General features: G+C 48.8%; 4 protein-coding genes. 1 reads left to right on the top strand and 3 read right to left on the bottom strand.

Features of this window, described 5'->3' with window-relative positions; translation table 11 throughout:
- Positions 1-132: 132 nt before the first annotated feature.
- Positions 133-375: a hypothetical protein gene (locus tag VE954_RS35910; RefSeq protein ID WP_324962196.1), complete on the bottom strand. Its 243-nt coding sequence runs from the start codon at positions 373-375 to the stop codon at positions 133-135.
- Between the two features lie 169 nt (positions 376-544).
- Here VE954_RS35910 and VE954_RS35905 point away from each other — a divergent pair, with 169 nt between their 5' ends.
- Positions 545-859 carry a hypothetical protein gene (locus tag VE954_RS35905; protein ID WP_324962194.1) on the top strand — a complete coding sequence of 105 codons (315 nt, stop codon included), beginning with the start codon at positions 545-547 and terminating at the stop codon, positions 857-859.
- A gap of 376 nt (positions 860-1235) precedes the next feature.
- Here the strand turns inward: VE954_RS35905 and VE954_RS35900 are convergent, their stop codons facing one another.
- Positions 1236-1523, bottom strand: a complete 288-nt coding sequence (locus tag VE954_RS35900) for a hypothetical protein (RefSeq protein WP_324962192.1) — start codon at positions 1521-1523, stop codon at positions 1236-1238.
- 395 nt (positions 1524-1918) lie between these two features.
- A complete protein-coding gene (locus tag VE954_RS35895) occupies positions 1919-2143 on the bottom strand; it encodes a hypothetical protein (protein WP_324962190.1) in 225 nt (74 codons plus the stop codon).
- Positions 2144-2224: the final 81 nt, after the last annotated feature.

The following is a 2224-nucleotide window of genomic DNA, read 5'->3' as shown; positions in this document are numbered from 1 at the left end:
GCCTTTGTCTGACTGGTAGGTGCTGAGTTTCTTTTTCAGTGTGATCGTATCCATCTCAATCTCCATATGGGTTATACGTATTGAGATTATGACACAGATGAAAAATATATTAAGGTGTCGAGCACGGACGATTTACGATTGCTCATCAATGATCGCCACTTTTTTAAATGAAGCAGCCTGCGCAGGCATATCCTTCGACCATTTCAGCACCGACATGGGAGCGACGCCAATTGACTTGGAAAATGCGGCCACCGACATCCGTGAGCCTTTGAAGGCTTCCGACACCATGCGTCTCAGCGCGGGCGACAGCCGATTGCTTTGGGTTTTGACACGGTGACCATTGACCAGAGCTTTGAGTTCTTCAAGAGAATGCATGATTGACCTCCGGGTTGCTATTTCCCGGTGGAGCATTCACGAAAAAAATTCAAAGCGAAAGACGGGGACGGTCTGAACTTTACGGATGCACAAGCAGCTTGCCACATTCCATAAGCAGCTGACCGAACCAGCACCGGTGCCAAGGCCGCAATCTCAGAAGCAGGTGGAAGTGCTCGACATCGACCTGACGAAGATGATCCCCATCGACGGACGCTCTGCTGAGCTTTCATTGAAATTTGATGAGATTCCCGCTGCGGTCCCAATTGGGGACAAACAAGTGTTTTTCAAAGTGAAATCGGATGAACGCATCTTTGAGATCACTATCGGTGAAAAGGCAATGAACAAGGCCCTCGATGAAATGACCAAAGGCCCATGGCTCGCCATGGTCAAGGGCAAGCTGGGGCCGGCGACCGACACCGGTTTTGTCATCGAGAACGGGCAGATTCAGGTTTTTGCGAAAGTGCCGAAGGGGCAGCAGAATTAGGCTGTGTCCGACACCAATCCTACATTCAGTGTGCAAATGCCCCTCAACGACAAAGCCATGAATAAGACCCTGGGGGAGGCAACCAGACACATGGTCGGGCCTGGTCAGGAGGAAGAAAGGGTAGGTGACAGGTTATTTTAATCACATCGAGAAATTGCAGCTTCAGGTGTTTTTAGGAAGCCAAAGCTGAGCACATGGTGGATGAATTATTGTAAATGAAAGCCCGCCTGAGCGGGCCTTCCAATAAAGCGATACAACAGAGCCCACACCAAGCGGGCCTATGAGCTCCGGACTCCAAACACGAAGGGCTGTCTCCAGTCATCAGATCACGCCTGGGTAAGGTTATCTGAGACAGCAGCGAAGCTGTGATCAGTCATCACTTTTCATAATCTCTTGCCCCATTTTGATTGACAGCCTTACGAATCCTCGTTTTTGGCCTCGGTCTTTTTGGATTCGCATAAATCATATCCCATTCCTCATCTGGAACATAAAACCAATGCGGAACCCCATTTTTCAAGGCAACCCTGGTGACTTCGCATAGATCATCGCGCGGTGGCGCATAGCTGTTTCGATCAAAGCGCTCGTAGAATTCATAAGGCAGTGCGGCTGGAAGCTTGAGTTCCTGGATAATGCTTTTGCAGAGCGCCCCGTGCGAATCCGTCACGCTCGGGCCTCTGTTATCGCTTAGCTCGGTCACAAGTATTGAAAACCTGCCGTGCGAATCGACAAAGGTTTCGAGCCTGCAACACGACGTCACCGACTGGGTAGCGCGGTAATACCATCGGCTGACCTTGACGATCGGAAGTTTAATCATTAATGTTTAACCCACCATGAAACACATGTGATGACTGTGTCTCAGCGAATACCTGGGATGCATCTGGAATTTTCCCGAAATATGGTCGCTGATTTAAATACTGCTATGAGAGAAGGATACCGAATACAGATAGTCTGTTAAAGCGGAATTTCGGCGAAAATGTGCTTCCTTCCTGCATCATCCAGCAAACCGTAGACGCACTATTTGAGAACCAAGCACACGTGGAGACCAGCAGGGGCTGTGATTCACGCGAAAGGATTTTTGTTCATGCTGCTGCCCGAATTGTTCCGCGGCACATGGAGATCTGAAACGGAGTATTCCAGTTCAGAAATGACGTCCCTCTCAGAATAGCCGCTAAAGTACCTCAGTTCGAAACTGTACGACAAAGTTTTGATATCGCGATTATATTTCTGGCGAAAGTATTCGGTAATTTTTCCAATCCACTTGGCATAATCAGATTGAAAATTCAAAGGTCTCGCTCCCCCTGGATATGGCTCTTACCTATGATTATCGGGTTGCGTGATTAGCGAATTGAGGACGCGTACCTGGAT

This window comes from Oligoflexus sp. (genome assembly GCF_035638955.1).
Classification (GTDB): Bacteria; Bdellovibrionota_B; Oligoflexia; order Oligoflexales; family Oligoflexaceae; genus Oligoflexus.
The sequence above is the reverse complement of the archived record's forward strand: the minus strand, read 5'-3'. Positions and strand labels throughout refer to the sequence as shown.